20 protein-coding genes and 2 riboswitches are annotated in these 18,840 nt (G+C 69.3%); of the genes, 4 read left to right on the top strand and 16 right to left on the bottom strand.

Annotation, left to right across the window (positions count from 1 at the left end):
• The 5 genes from C8N34_RS23180 to C8N34_RS23160 form a co-directional block, all read right to left on the bottom strand.
• The coding region (locus C8N34_RS23180) for a DUF1289 domain-containing protein (protein ID WP_108130684.1) at window positions 1-678 on the bottom strand (678 nt) is incomplete at its 3' end.
• 37 nt (window positions 679-715) lie between these two features.
• Window positions 716-1,768: a FecCD family ABC transporter permease gene (locus C8N34_RS23175; RefSeq protein ID WP_108130683.1), complete on the bottom strand. Its 1,053-nt coding sequence runs from the start codon at window positions 1,766-1,768 to the stop codon at window positions 716-718.
• Window positions 1,769-1,772: 4 nt separating this feature from the next.
• On the bottom strand, window positions 1,773-2,708 hold the full coding sequence (locus C8N34_RS23170) for an ABC transporter substrate-binding protein (protein WP_425320674.1): 936 nt from the start codon (window positions 2,706-2,708) through the stop codon (window positions 1,773-1,775).
• Window positions 2,705-3,496, bottom strand: a complete 792-nt coding sequence (locus tag C8N34_RS23165; protein ID WP_108130682.1) for an ABC transporter ATP-binding protein — start codon at window positions 3,494-3,496, stop codon at window positions 2,705-2,707. The genes C8N34_RS23170 and C8N34_RS23165 overlap by 4 nt, the downstream gene beginning before the upstream one ends.
• Before the next feature lie 393 nt (window positions 3,497-3,889).
• Window positions 3,890-4,105: riboswitch (cobalamin riboswitch) on the bottom strand.
• A gap of 45 nt (window positions 4,106-4,150) precedes the next feature.
• Entirely contained in the window at window positions 4,151-4,759 is a 609-nt protein-coding gene (locus C8N34_RS23160) for a histidine phosphatase family protein (protein ID WP_108130681.1), read from the bottom strand.
• Between the two features lie 81 nt (window positions 4,760-4,840).
• Window positions 4,841-5,030: riboswitch (cobalamin riboswitch) on the top strand.
• On the opposite strand from C8N34_RS23160, the gene C8N34_RS23155 reads away from it, so the two are divergent.
• The 3 genes from C8N34_RS23155 to C8N34_RS23145 all read left to right on the top strand — a co-directional run bounded on the left by C8N34_RS23155 (window position 4,999) and on the right by C8N34_RS23145 (window position 6,602).
• A complete protein-coding gene (locus C8N34_RS23155) occupies window positions 4,999-5,190 on the top strand; it encodes a CbtB domain-containing protein (RefSeq protein WP_422387683.1) in 192 nt (63 codons plus the stop codon). Its footprint overlaps the riboswitch before it by 32 nt.
• Window positions 5,191-5,202: 12 nt before the next feature.
• Entirely contained in the window at window positions 5,203-5,961 is a 759-nt protein-coding gene (locus tag C8N34_RS23150; protein WP_108130679.1) for a CbtA family protein, read from the top strand.
• A 122-nt stretch (window positions 5,962-6,083) separates the two neighbouring features.
• Window positions 6,084-6,602, top strand: a complete 519-nt coding sequence (locus C8N34_RS23145) for a hypothetical protein (protein WP_108130678.1) — start codon at window positions 6,084-6,086, stop codon at window positions 6,600-6,602.
• Here C8N34_RS23145 and cobF read toward each other — a convergent pair.
• The 6 genes from cobF to cbiE are packed head-to-tail and all read right to left on the bottom strand — an operon-like array spanning window position 6,585 to window position 11,654.
• On the bottom strand, window positions 6,585-7,325 hold the full coding sequence (gene cobF / locus C8N34_RS23140; protein ID WP_108130677.1) for a precorrin-6A synthase (deacetylating): 741 nt from the start codon (window positions 7,323-7,325) through the stop codon (window positions 6,585-6,587). The genes C8N34_RS23145 and cobF overlap by 18 nt on opposite strands.
• Window positions 7,318-8,052, bottom strand: coding sequence for a uroporphyrinogen-III C-methyltransferase (gene cobA, locus C8N34_RS23135; RefSeq protein ID WP_108130676.1), 735 nt, complete (start codon window positions 8,050-8,052; stop codon window positions 7,318-7,320). The genes cobF and cobA overlap by 8 nt, the downstream gene beginning before the upstream one ends.
• The gene (locus tag C8N34_RS23130; RefSeq protein WP_108130675.1) at window positions 8,049-9,359 is read right to left on the bottom strand and encodes a cobyrinic acid a,c-diamide synthase CobB; all 1,311 of its coding nucleotides are present in this window, start codon (window positions 9,357-9,359) and stop codon (window positions 8,049-8,051) included. Before C8N34_RS23130 ends, cobA begins: the two co-directional genes overlap by 4 nt.
• Window positions 9,356-10,138 (bottom strand): precorrin-4 C(11)-methyltransferase, encoded by a 783-nt coding sequence (gene cobM, locus C8N34_RS23125; protein ID WP_108130674.1) that lies wholly within the window; start codon window positions 10,136-10,138, stop codon window positions 9,356-9,358. Before cobM ends, C8N34_RS23130 begins: the two co-directional genes overlap by 4 nt.
• A complete protein-coding gene (locus tag C8N34_RS23120; RefSeq protein WP_108130687.1) occupies window positions 10,135-10,488 on the bottom strand; it encodes a cobalamin biosynthesis protein in 354 nt (117 codons plus the stop codon). The genes cobM and C8N34_RS23120 overlap by 4 nt, the downstream gene beginning before the upstream one ends.
• Window positions 10,479-11,654 carry a precorrin-6y C5,15-methyltransferase (decarboxylating) subunit CbiE gene (gene cbiE / locus C8N34_RS23115; RefSeq protein ID WP_108130673.1) on the bottom strand — a complete coding sequence of 392 codons (1,176 nt, stop codon included), beginning with the start codon at window positions 11,652-11,654 and terminating at the stop codon, window positions 10,479-10,481. Before cbiE ends, C8N34_RS23120 begins: the two co-directional genes overlap by 10 nt.
• Here cbiE and C8N34_RS23110 point away from each other — a divergent pair.
• On the top strand, window positions 11,653-12,396 hold the full coding sequence (locus tag C8N34_RS23110; protein WP_108130672.1) for a cobalt-precorrin-6A reductase: 744 nt from the start codon (window positions 11,653-11,655) through the stop codon (window positions 12,394-12,396). The two genes, cbiE and C8N34_RS23110, sit on opposite strands and share 2 nt — an antisense overlap.
• Here the strand turns inward: C8N34_RS23110 and cobJ are convergent.
• Genes cobJ through cobN form a run of 5 tightly spaced genes read right to left on the bottom strand, consistent with a single transcriptional unit; the run spans window position 12,372 to window position 18,836 of the window.
• Window positions 12,372-13,106, bottom strand: a complete 735-nt coding sequence (gene cobJ / locus C8N34_RS23105) for a precorrin-3B C(17)-methyltransferase (protein WP_108130671.1) — start codon at window positions 13,104-13,106, stop codon at window positions 12,372-12,374. The two genes, C8N34_RS23110 and cobJ, sit on opposite strands and share 25 nt — an antisense overlap.
• A complete protein-coding gene (locus tag C8N34_RS23100; protein ID WP_108130670.1) occupies window positions 13,103-13,834 on the bottom strand; it encodes a precorrin-2 C(20)-methyltransferase in 732 nt (243 codons plus the stop codon). The genes cobJ and C8N34_RS23100 overlap by 4 nt, the downstream gene beginning before the upstream one ends.
• Window positions 13,835-13,836: 2 nt before the next feature.
• On the bottom strand, window positions 13,837-14,466 hold the full coding sequence (locus C8N34_RS23095) for a precorrin-8X methylmutase (RefSeq protein WP_108130669.1): 630 nt from the start codon (window positions 14,464-14,466) through the stop codon (window positions 13,837-13,839).
• On the bottom strand, window positions 14,467-15,603 hold the full coding sequence (gene cobG, locus C8N34_RS23090) for a precorrin-3B synthase (RefSeq protein WP_242013898.1): 1,137 nt from the start codon (window positions 15,601-15,603) through the stop codon (window positions 14,467-14,469).
• Window positions 15,600-18,836 (bottom strand): cobaltochelatase subunit CobN, encoded by a 3,237-nt coding sequence (cobN, locus tag C8N34_RS23085; protein WP_108130668.1) that lies wholly within the window; start codon window positions 18,834-18,836, stop codon window positions 15,600-15,602. The genes cobG and cobN overlap by 4 nt, the downstream gene beginning before the upstream one ends.
• Window positions 18,837-18,840 lie beyond the last annotated feature (4 nt).

The raw sequence follows: 18,840 nt of genomic DNA, 5'->3' as shown, positions 1-18,840 counted from the left end.
GGCAGGGCCGATCCGGGCCAGGCTGGCCGGAAACGGAACCCCCAACGCGTCTTCTACGGCCTTGCGGGCAGGGCCGGGCGGCAGGCGGACGCAGAACCGCGCCTCCGCCCGGTCAAGGCCAAGGTCATACAAATGATGCCCCCTTGCCCCGAAATCCAGCGCGGCATCATCGCGGCCAAGCGGTGTCAGAACTCCGTGGCGATCGGCACGGCGCTTTTCGCGCAGGGTGACAAGGGCGATGCGCGTCGCCGGGTTGTCCTCGGGGCCGAAGGCCAGAGCACGGACCCATTTGTCAATGACCAGCCGCAGCGCACCGCCCGGGGTGCGGGCGATGACGGTCTCGCCCTCGACTGTCACTTCGACCGTCGCCCCAGGTCGAGGGGCAAATTCGCCGACTGCGCCCACCACTCCCATGACCCAGGTTCCCGCGCCGCGAGCCAGCCTATCTGCAACGAAGGCACGAGTTTCTTCGACCGTCCAGTGAAGCCGGCGCACCGAAAGACCAAGAGCGGCGAACCGCTCGGGCAGCGCGCGCCAGACCGAGGCGCGGAACGTGGCGGAGCCCGTGCGCCAGATGGCAATTTCGTCGGTGGTGCGGGCGCAGCCAAGGCACCAGCGGGTCGCCGCGTCGATCCGGCAGACGCCGGTGCAGGGGCTGACCGTATCGCTGGTGATCATGGTGTCCCCTTTGCCGCGCGTCGGCCTGTCTGCTGCATCACATGGATCTCCTGCGCAAAAGCCAGACAAAGAACGCGCCGCCCACCAGACCGGTAACGATGCCGATCGGCATGTCCTCGGGGGCCATGACGGTGCGGGCGGCGATGTCTGCCCAGAGAAGTAGAACCGCCCCCAGCATGGCGCTGCCCGGCAGGACGCGGGCGTGGTCGCCGCCGACGATCATCCGCACGATATGCGGCACCATCAGCCCGATGAAGCCGATGATGCCCGAGAATGCAACCATCGCCCCGGTGATCAGCGCTCCCGCGACAAAGACCTGCAGGCGGAACCGGGCGATGGGGATGCCCAATGTCGCCGCTGTCTCGTCGCCCACGGTCATGGCGTTCAGATCGCCCGACCGCAACCAGAGCCAGAGACCAAGCGGTATCAGCACCACCAGGGGCCAGATCAGATGCGACCATTGCGCCAGGCCAAGGCCGCCCAGCATCCAGAACACCACCGTATGCGTGGCGCGCGGATCGCCAAGAAAGATCAGAAGGTTCGTAAGCGCCATCACGATGAACGACACCGCCACCCCCGCCAGAACCATCCGGTCGGCCGATGTCGCCTGCGCGGTCTGGATGGCCCCCAGAACCAGTGCCGTAGTCGCCATCGCACCAAGGAAAGCCAGCAGCGGAACGGTCGACAGCCCGAGGAACAGCCCGGTGTGCAAAAGCGCCAGGATCGCCCCGAAGGCCGCGCCGGAGGAAATGCCCAAGAGATGCGGATCGGCCAGCGGGTTGCGGGTGACGGCCTGCAAGGCTGCACCCGTCATCGCCAGCCCCGCGCCGACAAGGCTTGCCAGCACCGCGCGGGGCAGCCGCAGGTCCCAGTCGATGGCCTGATGCCCCGGCGGCCAGTCCACCGGCGCGGTATCGGGCCGGACGGCATTGGTCAGCACCCCCCAGACCGTGCCCATCGGAATGAAGACTGCGCCGACGCTGACGGCAAGCGAGAAGGACAGGACCAGCACGATGGCACCCACCGCCAGAAGCAGGGCCAGTCGGCGCTGATGGACAGAGCGGGCGGTCATGCTGATCCCTGCCGTCATGGCGTCACTTCGCGCGCAGCGCTTCGGCCAGCTTGCGCACGGCGGCGATGTTGCGGGGGCCGGGCGTTGCCTCGACATATTCCAGAACGACGAAACGGTCGTTCTTCACCGCATCCATGTTAGCGAAGGCCGGGTTTCCTTTCATGAAAGCGATCTTCTGTTCCGCCGTCACATCACCGTAGTTGACGATCACGACCACTTCCGGGTTACGCTCGATCACCGCTTCCCAGCCGATCTCGGCCCAGCTTTTCTCCAGATCGTCCATGATGTTCACACCGCCCGCCGCCTCGATGATTGCGGTGGGCATGGCGTAGCGACCGGCGGTAAAGACGGCATCCTCGCCCGAGTCGTAGACAAAGACGCGCGGCGCGGTGCCCAGCGGGGCGAGTGGGGCCAGATAGTCCGCCAGATCCCTGCGATAGCCCTCGACCAGGGCTGCAGCCTTGTCTTCGACCCCGAAGATCTTCCCGAGGTTCAGAAGGTCGTTGTACATGTCCTCCATGCTGATCTTGTCTCTCGGCATGATGTGGATGCAGCTTTCGGTCAGCTCATAGACCTTGATGCCATAGGGCTCCAACGTCTCGGGTGTGACCTCGCCGCCGACTTTCATGCCATAGTTCCAGCCGGCAAAGAAGAAGTCGGCTCCAGCGCCGATCAGCACCTCTTTCGACGGATATTTCGCCGAGAGTTCAGGCAGTTCGGCCACGCCATCGCGCAGGCCCTCGTCCAGCGTCTTCCATCCCGAGATGCCGGTATAGCCAACCATTCTGTCGGTCAGGCCAAGCGCCAGCATCATTTCGGTCAGGTTCACGTCGTTCGAGATGGCGGCCTTGGGGGCGGCGTCGAAAGTGACCTCGCGGTTGCAGCTTTGCACCGTCACGGGAAAGGCCAGCGCCGGAAGAGGGACAAGCGCCAGAAGGGCGGATAAGGCGAGCTTCACGACGGGTTCTCCTTGTATGTCAGATGGAAGGTCAGATGGCCACGTCCTGAGGGGGCTAGGGTTTCAGGGCGTACGGTCACACCGAAAACGGTTTCAAGCCGGTCGGGATGCAGTGTCTCGGCGGTCGCACCTTGGGCTTGGACCCGGCCTTCGTGCAGAAGGACCATCTGGTCGCACAGACCAGCGGCCAGGTTCAGGTCATGCAGGCTGATGACGATGGTCAGTCCCAGACCCCGGATCAGGTCCAGCACTTCAAGCTGATGACGGATGTCAAGATGGTTAGTCGGCTCGTCCAGCACCAGAAGCTCCGGTTCTTGTGCCAGCGCGCGGGCGACCATAGTGCGCTGCCGCTCCCCCCCTGAAAGCGTGCCGAAAGTGCGATCGGCCAGATGTGACAGGTCAAGCCTGGCGATAGCCGCAGCTACTGCCGCGGCATCCCGTGCCCCGTCGCGGGACAAGCCCCGACGATGCGGCGCCCGGCCGAGGTCGACAATTTCGCGCAAGGTTAGGGCGAAGTCGGTGGGCTGTTCCTGCAAGACGGCTGCGACCTGCCGCGCCGCGCCGCGCCCGTCCAGTGCCCAGAGGTCGCGCCCGCCCAGAAGCACCCGCCCCCAGCGGGGCCGCAGGAATCGGTAGATCAACCGCAGAAGCGTGGACTTGCCCGCCCCGTTCGGCCCTACCACTCCCAAGATTCCACCCCGGTGCAACGATAAGCTGACGTCGCGCAGAACGGGCGGTCCGAGCCTCGGCCCCCATCCTGCACCCTGTAATTCCAGATACGGCGTCATTGCAAAGCCACGCCCTGTAGCTGCGCCAACATGACGGGAGCTCTGTCCGCCGCTCGGGGATCATTTCGGCGAAAAGCCGACATTCCGTTGCCGATACGGTCCAGCCCAGGCGGCAAGGTCGCTCACAATCCGCAACCCGCATCTTGCCCGAGAGCGAGAAGTCAGGCTCGACGAAGGGCGCGGCCACCGCGATCTGACGCGTCGGCGCAGCCAGAAGCCGCAGTTCTGTGGCACAAGGCGCGCTGGTATGCGAGCAGTCTTCGCAGTGGGTCAGTCGCTGAATGGTGAACATGGCGTCGAGACCTTCGCCCTTGGGGCGGGGTCAAGGCGCAGCAATTGGGCGGCAGGGGCCGGTCCGTCATCCTGTCTCTCCTCCGGGACACCCCGCCCGGGTTGGTTGAAAACTAGATGGCAGGTCTCCTGACTCGCGGGTCGTAGCCCTCCTGCGCCTTCCCGGGGGATCATACCCCAGTGGCCGTTGCAGGATGGCTCACCGCTTACAGTTGCGGGGGCAGTCACGGATTCGGCGCCTGTTGGCTACACCTCACCGAGTTCCCTTTTCAGCCGTCCGCTTCGCAGCGGCCGGGCACCATCTCGTTCAAGAAGTCAGATATGGCAGAGCGAGTCAATCGGAGATCCCACGCCGTGCGCCTCTCAGGAGGCCGTTGGGGGCGCTGAGACCCGCCGCGCTCGAAATGGCTGATTGGAAGAAAGAGGGCAGGCCAGCGCTCTCAGTGTCCAGCGGCGGCCATCATGGCGGAATTCGGTTATTGTCCAGGGCCCAATATCCAGTGACCAGAAAGCCGGTGCAGGAGCCTCGAGGATGTGGAGGACAAGCGCCCGAATTACGGGGCTATGCGTGAACGCCAAACAGTGCGTGCCATCCTGGGAAAGACCCTGCAGCCAGTCAGCAACACGCAGAACCAGATCGCTACGGCTTTCGCCGCCGTGACCGCGCCAGGTCGGGTCGTCGATCCATTGCACCAGGGCTTCAGGCTCGGTTTCAGCAACCTGAGCCAGAGCCAGACCCGTCCAGCGGCCGCAGTCCAGATTGGCCAACGCCGAGTCTGTCTTTGGTGCGACCCCCAGCCGGGCCGCGGTCTCAAGACAGGCCCGTGCAGGGCTGGAAAGGGCCTTGCGTCCACGCGAGAGGAGGCTTTGGCCGGCCGGGGGCCCAGGCAGAAGCGGCTCATCGCCGGAGAAAGCGGCGTTGCGGGTGGCAAGGGTCGGCCCATGTACCACCAGGGTGAGGACAATGGTCATTGGCGTCTCACGAATATTGGGGGCCGCTCGGCGACGGCCTCGGTCTCGAACGAATGCGCGGATTGACTCAGCTTCACACCGCTTGTAACTCTGACGGACCGTTGACGTAGAAGAAGCCGGTGGGATTCCGGCACGGTCGCGCCACTGTAATCGCCATAGGCGAGAGTCAGACCTTCTTGCATCGGACACACCTTAACGGGACGCGAAATCCCAAGGAGACTTACATGACCTATGCCACGATGCAGGACACTGCGGTCAAGCCCATTCCCTTGCGCGATCTGATGCCTTGGGGGATTTTCGGCAGTCTTATGTTCGCGATTTTCCTATATTTCGTTGGCGCCGAGCAGGGCGCTACTGCGGTGGTGCGGGGCGAGACGATTCACGAATACGTCCACGACGCCCGTCACCTTCTTGGCTTCCCCTGCCACTAAAGGCTCTCTGAAATGACCGGATCGCTGCTGCTTCGCGGCATGATCACTGGCATCATTGCCGGGATAGTTGCCTTCGTCTTCGCCTATTCCTTCGGCGAACCCCAGGTGGACCTTGCCATCGCCTTCGAGGACCAGATGGTCGCGGCCGAGGCTGCCGCGTCGGTTGCCAGCACCCCTGCCGAGGAAGAGGCTCCTGTCGTCACCCGCGAGACCCAGGCCACCAGCGGGCTGGCCACCGGCCTGCTGATCTATGGCGCGGCGCTTGGCGGCATGTTCTCGCTGCTGTTTGCCTTCGCCTATGGCCGGATCGGCCCGGTCGGCGCCCGCGGCACCTCGGCTCTCTTGGCGCTGGCGGGGTTTCTGTCGCTTGGCGTCGTGCCCTTGCTGAAGTACCCGGCCAATCCCCCCGCCGTCGGCTTCGACGACACAATCGCCGCGCGGACATCGCTTTTTTTCGTGCTGATCGCGGCCTCGATCATCATCACCATTGTCTCCGTCCTCGTCGCCCGGAAGCTGTGGGCCGAGCGTGGCGCCTGGACGGCCGGCATCATTACGACGGCGGTGTTCATCGTGCTTCAGGCCGTGGCCTTCGTGGCCCTGCCGACGATCAGCGAAATGCCCGATGGTTTCGACCCGCTGGTGATCTGGAACTTCCGCGTCGCCACGCTGGGCATTCACCTGATCCTCTGGGCGGTGATCGGCCTCGGCTTCGGCGCCTGGGCCGAGCGCTTGCTGGAGGGCCGGCGCGCGTCGCGTCTCTCGGCGGCCTGATCGGGATGGGCCTTGCGACACGGAAGGGGGCGGCGGGGCAGAGTATCCCGGCCGGCCTTTGCCTTTGCCTTTGCCTCGGCGGGGCCGCTCAGGCGCATGTCCCGGGCCATGGCGACGGACCCGTGGCCGGGGTGCCGATTGCCGAGATCACCCATGGCCAGATGCCGATCATCGCCGATCATGCCGGCGAAATCCTTGCCCTTGCCGCCCGCGTCGCCGGCGACACCGATTTTGCCCGCATCCTGAACTATGCCCGCATCCAGCGTGCCTGGTGCGGCTGGGGTCTGGTGCCGGGCAGCATCTCGGACGAGATCAGCCCGTTCAACGCCTGTTCGCATGCCTGGCTGGCTGCGACGCGCGAGCTGATCCTGCGGATGGACGCCGCGGGGACCAGTGCGCAGGCCCGCGACCTGGCCCGCCGGATCGACGCCGAGATGCTGATGTCGCAGACCGCGCTGGACCTTTGCGCCTATTCCGCCTCGCCCTACGACACGGCGGGTCTGGTGCGGCCGGTCTGGGCCGATGTGCTACGACACCCCGCCAGCCTTGGCAGCATCGGCGGCGTCGGACTGCTGGCGCTGGCGCTGGCGGCCCTGGCGCTGCGCTGGCTGCTGCGCCCGGTCTCAGCCGTCGCGGCGTAGCAGGTAGATGTCCATGATCCAGCCGTGTTCTGCACGCGCTGCGGCGCGGGCGCGAATGATCCGCGCCCCGGCCTCGGCCAGCGGGCCATGGTCGAGGATCTGCGCCGCCATCCCCAGATAGGCGCCCCACCAGATCGACAGGCCCTCGGGCGGCAGCGACTGGAAGCTGCATTCCCCGTCCAGCATGACGACGCAGGTGTCGCAGCCGGGCGGGAAGCCTTCGTCCCGCAGGCGGCGGCCGGTGGTGATCATGAAGGGCGCGCCGATCCGGTTCAGCGGGATTGCATGCGCGGCGGCAAGCGCCTGGATCGCGGTGATGCCGGGCACAACGGTCAGGCGGGGCGGGGCGGGCAACCGCGCCGCGATGCGCAGGGTCGAATCGTAAAGCGACGGGTCGCCCCAGACCAGAAGCGCCACTGTTCCTGCCCCGTCGCCGGCCGCCCTTGCCCAGGCCAGCGCGATGGCGTCATGCCAGTCGTCCACCCCCGCCCGATAGTCGGGGTTCGCCGCATCCCGCACTGGCAGATCGAATTCCACCACCCGCACCGCCGGATTGGTCAGCACCGCTGCCAGGATCTGCCGCCGCAGGTCGGCAAGATCTTCCTTGTCCGGCCCCTTGCGCGGCAGAAGGATCAACTCGGCCCGGTTGATTGTCTCTGCCGCCTGCGCCGTCAGGTGATCGGGATTGCCGGTGCCGATGCCGATCAGGAACAGCTCACGCATCACCGTCGCCCTGCGCCAGAGGACCGTAAAGGATCAGCGCCGGCGGGCCGCCTGCCTCGACCCCGCTCAGCCGTTCGGCCAGGGCGGCCAGCGTGCCGCGCCACAGCCTCTGGTCGGCCGTGGCCACGCCTTCGGCCAGCAGCGCCGGCGTGTCGGGCGGCAGGCCCGCGGCGGTCAGGTGGCCGGCAAGGTCGTGGAAGGTGCGCCGGCCCATGAAGATCACTGTCGTCGCATGAGGATCGGCGAGTGCTGCAAGGTTCAGGTCGGCCGGCAGCCCGCCCGAGACATCCGCACCGGTCAGGAACTGCACCCGCCGCGCCGTCAGCCGCCGGGTCAGCGGGATACCGGCCGCCGCCGCCGCGGCACAGGGCGAGGGCACGCCGGGCACGATCTCGAAGCCGATGCCGGCGTCGCGCAGCGCGGTGATTTCTTCCTCCAGCCGCCCGAACAGGCCGGCATCGCCGGATTTGAGCCGCACCACCCGCGCGCCGGTCCGGGCATAGTCCACCAGAAGCTGGCTCACATGGTCCTGCTGGGGCGAGGCGCGGCCTGCCCGCTTGCCCACCCCCACCAGATCGGCCCCCTCCCGCACATGCGACAGGATCGGCCCCGAGGACAGGTCGTCGAACAGCACCGCATCGGCACGGCCCAGCCGGTCCACCGCCTTGAGCGTCAGAAGCTCGGGGTCGCCGGGGCCCGAGGAGACGAAGGAAACGAAGCCGGTCATTCAGCATCCTCGGCGATGAAGTGAAAGAAGGTGCCGGTCACATGACCGCGCCGTGATCCGGTCTCGGCGACCGGGGCGCCGTCGGCATCGGTGACATTGGCCAGCGGCGCGTCGGGCTGTGAAAGAATGGTCGAGTAGTGGAATTCGTGCCCGCGCAGCCGGGTGCCCGGGGCATGGCCGGGCATCGGCGCTTGCAGAGTGGCCAGCCGGTAGCCCAGATGCAGCCGGCGTTTCTCATAACTGGTGGCAAGGCCCAGCAGCCCCGCCATGGCATGCGCCGTGCCTGAGGCATCGGTCAGCGCCTGCCCCAGCACCATGTAGCCGCCGCATTCGCCATGGACCGGCCGGGTATCGGCATGGGCGCGCAGCCCCGCCATGAAGCGCCCCGCCGCCGCGATACGGCCGGCATGAAGTTCGGGATAGCCGCCCGGCAACCAGACCAGATCTGCCTCGGGCGGCGGCTCGTCCGCCAGCGGCGAAAAGGGCAGAACCTCGGCCCCCGCGGCATGCCAGCCTGCCAGAAGATGCGGATAAGTGAAGGAGAACGCGGCATCCTGTGCCAGCGCAATACGCTGCGCGGGGGGACAGGGCAGAGGCGACGGGGCGCCGGTCGCTGTCCCCGCCGCCAGCATCTTCAGCGCCGCCAGATCGACATGGGCGCGCAGGAAGGCGGCATAGGCTGCGATGGCCGTCTCAAGATCGGGATGTTCGGCCGCCTGCACCAGGCCAAGGTGGCGCTCGGGCAGCTTCAGGTCGCCGCGCCGCGGCAGGGCACCCAGAACCCGAATCTCCGCCCGCTCCATCCCCAGCCGGATCAGCCGCTCGTGCCGGGGGCTTGCGACGCGGTTCAGGATCACGCCCGCGAAGGGCAGCCCCGGGTCATAGCGGGCAAAGCCAAGCGCGGTGGCGGCGGCCGATTGCGCCTGCCCGCCCACATCCAGCACCAGAACCACCGGCCAGCCCATCGCCCGGGCCAGTTCGGCGCTGCTGCCATGGCCGCTGCCCCCCCGGCCTGCCACGCCGTCGAAAAGGCCCATCGAGCCTTCGGCAACGGCGATATCCGCCCCCTTTGCCTGCCCGGCCAGCGCCGCCATCAGGCAGGGCGCCATAGCCCAGCTGTCGAGATTGAACGAGGGTCGCCCCGCCGCCGCACGGTGAAAGGCGGGGTCGATATAGTCCGGTCCGCTCTTGAACGGCTGCACGGTCAGCCCTTCTTCGGCCAGCGCGCGGCACAACCCCAGCATGACCGTGGTCTTGCCGGTGCCCGAGGCGGGGGCTGAAATCATCAGGCCGGGGGGAAGGATCATCCGCCTGTCCCCGGAAAGCGCGGGTCGGTGCCGACCGGGCGATAGCGCCGGTCGTAATCGCCTGCGTAGAGGCGGCTTTCGTCGAAGGATTCTGCGCCGATCGTCCGGCCCACCAGAATCAGCGCCGTGCGCTCTCCTGCGCCGATGGCGGGGTCCAGCGCGGCCAGCGTGGTGCGGATCACCCGCTCATCCGGCCAGCTGGCGCGGAAGATCACCGCCACGGGGCAATCGGCGCCGTAGTGCGGGATCAGTTCGGCCTGCACGCGGTCCAGAACATGAACTGACAGGTGAATGGCCAGCACCGCGCCGGTGCGGGCAAAGTTTTCCAGCGTCTCGCCTGCGGGCATGGCACTGGCCCGGCCCGAGGTGCGGGTCAGCACCACGGATTGCGCGATGCCGGGCAGGGTCAGCTCGGCCCCCAGCGTGGCGGCGGCGGCGGCAAAGGCGGGCACGCCCGGGGTCACGTCATAGGGGATGTTCAGCGCGCGCAGGCGCCGCAGCTGTTCCCCCATCGCCGACCAGACCGAGAGGTCGCCCGAATGCAGCCGCGCGACGTCCTTGCCGGCGCCATGCGCGGCGGCGATCTCGGCCACGATCTCGTCAAGGCTGAGAGGTGCGGTGTTCACGATCCGGCAGCCGGGCGGGCAGTGGGCCAGCACGCCCTCTGGCACCAGCGAGCCGGCATAAAGGCAGACCGGCGAAGCGGCGATCAGGTCGCGCCCGCGCAGCGTGATCAGGTCGGGCGCGCCGGGGCCGGCGCCAATGAAGTGAACGGTCATTCGGAATGTCCTTCGCTTGGCCCCGGCCCTTCGGCCAAAGCCCAGGTAACGGCGCCAAGGATTTGGCGCGGCGTGATGATATGGCCGTGGCTGGCGACGATCGCCGCGGCTTCCGCCACCGATCCGCAGCCGAAGCGGGCCAGGATGCGGGACGATTGCGTGGGGGTTTCCACGCCTTGCAGCGCGGCTTCGGGCAGGATGCAAAGCGGCAGCGCAAGGCCCGAAAGCGCCGGGTGGCCGGCCCGCGTGGCAAGGGTCGCGACAAGGCCCGCCGAGCCCGCCGCCGCAAGTGCGCCCTGCACCTCTGCCACGGTCGCCGCCGCATTCAATCCCAGCCCGATCACGCGCATGGCCCGCGGCTCCATTGCACGACGGGCCGCAGCGGGTGCCAGCCCCGCATCGGGCCAAGCGGTTCGGCCCGGGCGATGTCAAAGCGCATCAGATTGCCCCCTTGGCAGGCGTGAAGCCGCGTCAACAGCGCATCGGTTTCCAGCGTCACGGCATTGACGACCAGCCGGGCCTCCTTGGGCAAGAGGGCGAAAAGACCCTCGTCGAAGCCGCCGCCGACAAAGATCGCATCCGGGCGGGGCAGGCGGGGCAGCACCTCGGCCGAAGCCCCTTCATGCAGGGCAATGCGGTGCGAAAGGCCAAAGCGGCCGATATTGGCGCGGATGTTGGCAATACGGTCGACCCGGCGCTCCACGGCGCAGGCCATCCCGCCCGCCAGCGCCCATTCTACCGAGACCGAGCCGGAGCCCGCGCCCAGATCCCACAGCATCTCGCCGGCGCGGGGGGCCAGCGCGGCCAGGGTAAGGGCACGAATGGGGGATTTGGTGATCTGCCCATCATGGGCGAATAGCGCCTCGGGCAGGCCGGGGCTGCGCGGCAGGCCCGCGCGCCCTACGGGCTCCATCGCCACAGCGACGGGGGCGGTCACGTCGGGCAGGGCAATGTCGGCGGCGCTGCCCTGGCGGATGCGGGCGCGGGGCCCGCCAAGCGCCTCCATCACCCAGAGGCGGCTGTCCCCCCAGCCCTCGGCCACCAGCCAACCGGCCAGCGCCGCCGCGGCCGGGCCGTCGCGCAGGGTGCAGATCAGCCGGGCGCCGGGGGCAAGATGCGGCACCAGCCGCTCGAACGGGGCGGCATGAAGGCCAAGGCAGATGGTCTCTTCCAGCCGCCAGCCCAGTCGGGCAGCGGCCAAGGAGAAGACACCGGCCACCGGAACCGCCCGCCATTCGCCGGGCTCCAGCGCGGCGGCCAGGCTGCTTCCCGCGCCGAACCAGAACGGATCGCCCGAGACCAGCACCGCCACGCGCTGCCCGCGCAGGGCCAGGACCGGCGCGATGTCGAAGGGCACGGGCCAGGGTTGGCCGCGCCCGCCCGCGTCGACCAGCGCCAAGTGGCGCGGGCCGCCGAAGATGACCTCGGCCGCGGCCAGCGCGGCGCGGCTTGCATCCGGCAGGCCGGGCAGGCCATCTTCGCCCAGACCGATGATCGTCAGCCAGGGCTCAGCCATGCCGCGCATCCTTTTGCTGGGGGGAACCCATGAGGCGGGCCAGATGGCTGCCGCCTTGGCCGAGGCCGGCCTTGATGCGGTCTATTCCTATGCCGGCCGCACCGCCGCGCCGGTGGCGGCCCCCCTGCCGACGCGCATCGGCGGGTTCGGTGGCGCGGCGGGACTGGCGACCTGGCTGCGTGACAATGGGATCGGCCATGTCATCGACGCCACCCATCCTTTCGCGGCCCAGATCAGCCGGAACGCCCTGGCCGCCTGCCTGGCGACCGGCGTGCCGCTGATCGCGCTCGAACGGCCCGCCTGGGTCGCGCAGGACGGCGACCGCTGGACAAGCGTCGGCGATATCGCCTTGGCGGTCGCGGCCCTGCCGGTGGCCCCGGCGACCGTGTTTCTTGCCATCGGGCGGCAGAGCCTTGACGCCTTCCGCGCCCGGCCCGAACACCGCTACGTGCTGCGCCTTGTCGACGCGCCCGAAACCCCGCCCCTGCCAGGGGCCGCGGTGGTGGTGGACCGCGGCCCCTTCACCGAGGCCGGCGACATTGCCCTTATGCAGCGCCATGGCGTGCAGCTGGTCGTCGCCAAGAATGCGGGCGGCAGCGGCGCCAGCGCCAAGCTTGGCGCGGCCCGCGCGCTGGGCCTGCCGGTGATCATGGTCGACCGGCCGGCATTGCCCGACAGGCACGCGGTCGGGACGGTGGCCGAGGTGATGGCCTGGCTTCATGACGCGAAACGCGGGGTATAGACCCAGCGTCCGACGCGCCGGGTCTGGCTGTTGCCCACCAGGACGACCGTCCGCATGTCGGCCATCTCGGGCCGGGCTTCGGCCAGCGTGACGCTGGCGATGCGCTGGTCGGGGGTCGAGACGGCGCGGGCGAAGGTCATCAGCCGATCCGGCCCGCAGACCTGGCGCAGCAGGTCCAAGGCGCGGGCAAAGCCCTGCGGGCGCGCGGCCGAGCGGGGGTTGTAGAAGGCCATCGCCAGATCGGCCTCGGCCGCCAGCCGCAACCGCCGTTCGATCAGCGGCCAGGGCTTGAGATTGTCGGACAGGTTGATGCAGCAGAAATCATGCCCCAGGGGCGCGCCCGCGGCGGCGGCGGCGGCCAGCATGGCGGTGATGCCGGGCAGGATGCGGATATCAAGGCCCTGCAGATCGGGCCGCGTCTCAAGCGCCTCGAACAGGGCCGAGGCCATGGCGAAGACGCCGGGATCGCCGGACGAGACCACGACCACCCGGCCCCCCGCCGCGGCAAGATCAAGCGCATGGCGGGCGCGACGCAGTTCCTCGCGGTTGTCCGAAGGATGCAGGGTCAGGCCCGGACGCGGGGTGACGCGCGCGACATAGGGCACATAGCCCAGCACATCGGTCGCCTGTGCCAGCGTCTCGGTGACCTCGGGCGTCACCAGCGTCCCGGCACCGGGGCCAAGCCCCACGACCGCAAGCCAGCCGCTCATTCCGGCATCTCCGGGCGACGCCCGTGGCCATGCACGATGACGATGGCGAAATAGGGACAGTCGGCCCCGTCCACCTCGGACAGCCGGGCAACGCGCTGGCCGGGCATCGTGCCGCGTTCGACCAGAAAGGCGGCCTCCAGCCGCCCCGCCGCCGCCAGCGCGCGGCGCACCTTGGGCAGGTTGCGCCCGGTCTTCATGATCACCAGCGCATCGGCCGCCCGGGCATGGCGCACCAGGTCACCCTCGGGCAGGGTGCCCATCAGCACCGTCAGCACATCGTCGCCCCAGGTGATCGGCTGGCCGGTCACGGTCCAGCAGCCGGCCATGCCGGGAATGCCGGGGATCACCTCAATCTCGGCGCGGCCCTGAAGGCGGCTGTGCAGATGCATGAAAGAGCCGTAGAGGAAAGGGTCGCCCTCGCACAGCACGACCACGTCCTGACCCTGCGCCAGATCGGCCAGACGGTTGGCCCAGTCGTCATAGAACCCGGCAAGCGCCTTGGTATAGCCCGGGCTGTCAAAGGGCAGTTCGGTGGTGACGGGATATTCCATCGCCAGTTCGGTCACGTCCGGGCGCAGCATCCCCTCGACGATGCGGCGCGCCTGCCCGGCGCGGCCCGCCTTGCGGAAATGCGCGACATGGGTTGCCGCGCGGATCGTCCGGTCGGCCCGCACGCTGATCAGATCGGGATCGCCAGGTCCAAGACCGGCGCAGAGGATCTTGCCCATCGCTATTCCTTCCGGCTTGCAAGGGCGTTGATGGCGGCAACCGCAATGGCCGAACCGCCCAGTCGCCCGCGCACGATCAGCGCCGGGCAGGGGGCCGCTTGCATCAGCGCGGCTTTCGATTCTGCCGCGCCGATGAACCCGACAGGACATCCGACGATCGCGGCCGGACGTGGGCAGGCCGGATCTTCCAGCATGTTCATAAGGTGGAAAAGTGCGGTCGGCGCATTGCCGATGGCCACCACCGCCCCTGCCAGATGCGGCCGCCACAGTTCCACCGCCGCCGCGCTGCGGGTGTTTGCCATCGCCGCCGCCATCTCTGGCACCCGCGGGTCGTGCAGTGTGCAGATCACCGCGTTCGCGGCCGGCAGGCGCGGCCGGGTGATCCCCTCGCTGACCATGCGCGCATCGCAAAGGATGGGCGCCCCCGCCTCAAGCGCGGCCCGGGCGGCCACGGCCATGCCGGGGGTGAATTCGACATGCGCCTCAAGCCCGACCATCCCGGCGGCATGGATCATCCGGACCGCGACCCCCTCTTCCTCGGGCGTGAAGCGCGCCAGGTCGGCCTCGGCCCGGATGGTGGCAAAGGACTGGCGGTAAATCTCGGCGCCGTCAGTGATGTAGCTGTGGGGCATTCAGGGCGTTCCGGTCAGAAGGGTGGGCAGGTCGGCGGGCGCGATGACGGGGCCGGGAGCGCTGGCGCGGCCATTGCGGATCACGGCGAAACCCGTCGCCGTGGCGGTCAGTGTCAGGGGCGCGGGGGCAGGGTGGGCGCAGCCCTTGGCGCAGCCCGAAACATGCAGGGTGCCGTCCTGCGGCACGAGCGGCGCCAGCTGCAGCGCCAGGGACCGCGTGGCCGCCAGCGCCTGGGGGCAAGCCGGGGCGCCGGTGCAGGCGATGACCCGCAGCGCGGGGTCTTGCGGATCGGTGATCAGCCCCGCAATCGTCGGCAGCGCCACCGCACCCTCCAGCAGCAGCATCCGCCAGGGCGTGAGCCGCAGGTCGTGGCAGGTGGCGGCAAGAGCCTCCAGCGTTGCCGCCTGCATCTGGCCGAAGGCCAACGCCACCAGCGCCCCCTCGGCGAACAGGCCGGGCCCAGGGCGGGGCAAGGCAGGAGCGGGCGGCTCGGCTCCGGTCAGGCTTTCCGGCGGCCGCACCCCGCGCGCGACCAGCGCGGCCATGCGGCCCCGGCCCTGGATCACCCCTCCGGCCGCGACGAACCAATGCGCCATGTCAACAGCCAAAGCGGGGGCCTCCGCCAGGGTCACCGGGCGGCCGGTGGGCAGGCCATCGGCGCGCAGGATCAGCCCGCCCGAGGCGCCCCGTTCGATGCGGACGTCGCCCGGCGCAGCGTCAAGCCAGCGCGACGCCGCGACATCCAGCGCGAAGCCGAACTTGCCCGGCAGGTCCGGTGCAGCCGCCAGAGCGTCTTCCAGCGCCAGGGCCAGCGCGTCGGCCTGGGCGAAGGGGGATACGGTGATGTTGCGCCGCGTTTCGCCGGCCAGATCGCGATCGATCAGCCCCAGCGCCGACAGATCGGCAATCAGGGGCGCGTGCGTGTCCGGCCGCACGCCGCGCAGCTGCACATTGCCCCGCGCCGACAGGTCGATCAGCCCGTTGCCATGGAGGCGCGCCGCCGCCGCGATCCCCGCCGCCTGGGCGGGCGACAGGCGCCCGGCATGGGGCCGCACCCGCACCACAAGCCCGTCGCCCGAGGCCATGGGCCGCAGCGCGCCGGGGCACCAGCCCTGGATGAGCGGCGCCGCCGTCACAGTATTTCCTCCGCGTTCAGCGCGTTGCGCTGGCTTTGCCACAGGCCCGCTGCGCGCAAGGCGGCAAAGCGGGCGCGCAAAGCGGCCAATGCGGCGGGGTTCTCGCGTTCCATGAACGCCACGACGTTCGCGCGGCCAAGCGTGGCTTCGTGACACAGGTCAAAGAGATGCGCCGGAACCGCGCGGGCCAGATGGGCAAAAGCCCCCAGATTGTCCAAGGTCGCCGCGATTTCGGCCGCGCCGCGGAAGCCGTGGCGCATCATGCCCGCCGCCCAATCCGGGTTGGCAGCGCGCGCGCGCACCACACGGGCGATTTCTTCGGTCAGCGCGCGGGCGCGCGGGGCATCGGGGCGTGTGGCGTCAAGGTGGTAAAGCGAGGGGGCCGCAAGCCCCAGCCGGGCAAGCGCCGCGACGAACCCCGCTTCATGCGCGGCATAGTCCGGCGCCATCAGAAGGTCCGTCTCGGGCAGGTCCTGCACATGGGCAAAGGCATCGGCCTCGCGCAGGCGGCCCTCCAGCGCGGCGCGGGCCGGTGCCGCGGCCCCCTGCGCGTCGATCGCCCAGGACGATTGCGACAGCCAGGCCTCGCCCGCGGCCGCGCGCCCCCCGGCCGAGTAATCGTCCAGCGGTCCGGCCATGCCCAATCCGTAGAACCCCGGCTTCGGCCCGAAGACGCGGGGAACGCGCCGGGCATAGGGATTGTCCTCCGGTGCCTCGTCGCGCGCGGCCAGGGCCTCGGCCCCCAGTTCGAACATCTGCGCCAGACCGGGAAAAACGTCTCTGAACAGGCCGGAGATGCGCAGGGTGACGTCGATCCGCGGCCGGCCAAGGATCGCGAGCGGCACGACCTGCACCCCCGTCACCCGGCCCGAGGCCGTATCCCATTCCGGCGCCAGCCCCGCCAGATGCAGCGCCATGGCGAATTCCTCGCCAGCCGTCCGCATCGAGGCCGAGCCCCACAAATCCACCACCAGCCCGCGCGGCCAGTCGCCGTGATCCTGCAAGTGGCGGCGCAAGAGTTCCTCGGCCAGTTTCATCCCCTGCGCATGGGCGCTTTGGCTGGGCACGGCGCGGGGATCGACCGAGAACAGGTTGCGCCCGGTCGGCGTCACGTCCCTGCGCCCGCGATGGGGTGAGCCCGAGGGGCCGGGCGGCACGAACCGGCCGTCAAGTGCGGCCAGCAAACCCGCCATCTCGCCCTCGCCCGCGCCATAGACATGCAGCCCGTCGCCAAAGCGGCTTTCCTTCACATCGCAGACGAAACGGTCGATGCGGGTGATGGTCTCGGCGGGGGTCGCATCGCGGGGCAGGGCAAGGTCATCGTCCACCCCCAGCGCCATGGCCGTTGCGCGGATATCGTCGATCAGCCGACGCCGGCGGGTTGGGTCAAGCCCGTCGGCGGTGGAATATTCGTCCAGAAGCCGCTCCAGCCCCTCCAGCCGCTCGGGCAGGCGACTGGGCGACAGCGGCGGCGGCAGATGGCCCAGCGTCACCGCGCCGATGCGCCGCTTGGCCTGCGCGGCTTCGCCCGGATCGTTGACGATGAACGGGTAGATGAAGGGCAGCGGGCCGGTCAGCACCTCAGGCCAGCAGGTTTCCGACAGGGCGACCGCCTTGCCGGGCAACCATTCCAGCGTGCCATGCGCGCCCATGTGGATCGCGGCATGCAGGCCCTGCGTCTGAAGCCACAGGTAGAACGCGACATAGCCATGGCGCGGCGTGCGCGAAAGGTCGTGATAATCGGCCTCGCGCGCCGCAACCTCGCCCCGTTCGGGTTGCAGGGCGACCAGAACCCCGCCCCGTCGCGTGGCTGCGAAATGGAAGGCCCCGTCGCGGACGCACGGATCGTCCTGTGGCGCACCCCAGGCCGCGTTCAGCGCATCCTGAAGGGACTGCGGAAGCCTGGACAGCGCGGCCCGATAGTCTCGAACATCCCAAGAAAGGCTCAGTTCCCGCAGATCCGGGGCCAGGGCCGCGCCCGGCGCGGTGGCATAGCCCTGCGCCTGCAATGCCGCCAGAACAGCGTCGGATGAGGCCAGCGCGTCCAGCCCGACGGCATGGGCGATCTGGTCGGGGCGGCCGGGATAGGTCGACAGGATCAGCGCCAGCTGCCGGTCGCCGCGCGGTGTCTGCGCCAGCCGGTGCCAGCCCCCGGCCCGGTCCAAAGCGGCTCCAATCCGGCCCAGTTCAGCCCGATGGGCGAAACGGGAATATTCCAGATCCGAGTCGCGCGCGCCGGCGGCCTTGAAACTGGCGACGCCCGCGAAGATGCGGCCGTCCACCTCGGGCAGGACGACATGCATCGCCAGATCGGCCGGCGACAGGCCGCGCTCGGCCCCTTCCCAGTCCTTGCGCCGCGCGGTGGACAGCGCCAGCTGGAAAACCGGGCAGCCCGGCGCATCCAGTGCAGAGCCCCCCGCCCCGTCGCGGGCCGAAAAGGCGGTCAGGTTGAAGACTTGCGCCGGCCCGAGATGATCCAGCGCCGCCCGCACCCATTCCCCTGCGCCGGGTGCCTTCAGCGAAGGCACGAACAGGCCATGGGCCGCAAAGCCGCGCGCCCGAAGCTCCGCGATCAAGGCGTCGACCGGGGCGGTATCGGCGACGGTCAGATAACTGCGGTAGAAGACAACCGCCACCGGGTTCTTGCCAGGCCCGGGCGGCGCAATCACGCCCTGCGCCGGGTCATACCAGCCGCAGTCGGGCACGGTCTTGGCCCCGGTCACCGGACCGGCGAAAAGCCCTGCCGCCAGCGACAGCTGTGCCAGCGCCGCCTGCGCCGCCACCGCCCCCCCGGCATCGCACAGCGCCTGCAACCGCCGCAGCGTCGACACCGGCAGGGTCGAGACCGCATCCAGTGCCGCATCCTCGCGCCCGTCGGCGGGCAGCACGGCAAGCGCGATGCCCCTGCGGCGGGCCATGTCCTGCAGGCTGGAAATCCCGTGCGGCCAGTAGCCCAGGCCCCCGATCAGCCGCACCAGGATCGCGCGGGCATGGCTGGCGGTCGCTTCGACCCATGTGTCCACCGAAACCGGATGCCGCAAAGCCACCAGATTGGCCAACCTGAGCGACGGCAGCGGAGCGTCCAGGGTTCTCGCCCGATGCCAGCCCGCCGCAAAGGCGCCAAGGTCGCTGTCGGAGAACGAAAGCACCAGCAGATCGGCGGGCGTCTGCCGCAGATCGGTTGGCACCTCGGTTTCCTCAAGCCCGTGGCTTTCGCGGAAGACGACATGCATCGCG

Origin of the sequence: Gemmobacter caeni (assembly GCF_003054195.1) — a bacterium.
GTDB classification, from domain to species: Bacteria; Pseudomonadota; Alphaproteobacteria; order Rhodobacterales; family Rhodobacteraceae; genus Gemmobacter; species Gemmobacter caeni.
Note: the sequence above shows the minus strand (reverse complement) of the source record. Positions and strands in the feature narration are given on the sequence as shown.